Origin of the sequence: Spiroplasma sp. ChiS, assembly GCF_002968355.1 — a bacterium.
Classification (GTDB): Bacteria; Bacillota_I; Bacilli_A; order Mycoplasmatales; family Mycoplasmataceae; genus Spiroplasma; species Spiroplasma citri.
In genome coordinates this window covers 1-874 of record NZ_PUUH01000202.1, presented here as the reverse complement: position 1 = coordinate 874, position 874 = coordinate 1, and the positions used below count along the sequence as shown (strand labels likewise).

General features: G+C 27.9%; 1 protein-coding gene and 1 pseudogene. One reads left to right on the top strand and one right to left on the bottom strand.

The features are described from left to right. Positions 1-435: hypothetical protein (locus tag C6B38_RS10130; RefSeq protein ID WP_162475896.1), on the top strand; the 435-nt coding region annotated here is incomplete at its 5' end. A gap of 96 nt (positions 436-531) precedes the next feature. On the opposite strand, the pseudogene C6B38_RS11250 reads toward C6B38_RS10130, so the two are convergent. Further along, positions 532-874, bottom strand: a pseudogene (locus C6B38_RS11250) (hypothetical protein); the annotation flags it as partial.

Here is an 874-nt window from a genome sequence, read left to right as displayed (position 1 = left end):
GAATTACTAAAACTTAAAGAAATAAATAAAATAGATACTGCTAACCAAGAAATTAAAGACAACTTAGAATGAATAGCACCCCAAGAAGAACCATTTAACATTATTGATAATTATAACCATTATTTTTATGTTGTGTGGCGTGGTGATGAAAATGATAATTGAAGAATTATTAAGTTTAAATATAATAGTTCCTCAAAAGTTTTGGATACCGACATTGGTGATAATTCAATTGTTTTAGTATCGACCGAAAAGGAAACATATTTAGGTGTTAAAGATAACAAAACTGCTAATTATTATTATACTTATTGAATCGCACTACATAGTGCTTATTATAGAAAATATATTAAAGCAGTTTATCGTTGAAATTTATATACAAAAGAACCCAATTTAGTTCTTGATAGTGATGGCGATGTAAAGGTTCAGGGTGAATATTAACAATTATTATTATATTATCAAGCATATTTCTTAATCCCTATTAACTCAATACAATAAAAACAATTTTATTTAAACTTAATAATTCTTCAATTATCATTATTCTTCACCACCTTTATTGTTTTTGTCTCCTTTTTCTGCCTCTTCTTTTCTAACTTTTTCAACTAATTTATCGTGGCGGCGTTTGTTAATTTTTGGTAAAAAATATTTATCAAAGACAAATCTTTTAAAGAACAAATATGCAAGACCAAGACCGGCCAACACACCAACAACAACACCAATAATTCACAATTTACTATCGCCATTTTTCTTATTGTCGGGTGTCTTGCTGTCTTTGATTTGCAAAGTAAAACTGTCTGCTGTGGCATTATTGTATTTAACAGTAATGTTTACTTTGTCATTTGGTTTAAAATCACTTTGGTTTAAAACAAACGAAACTTGG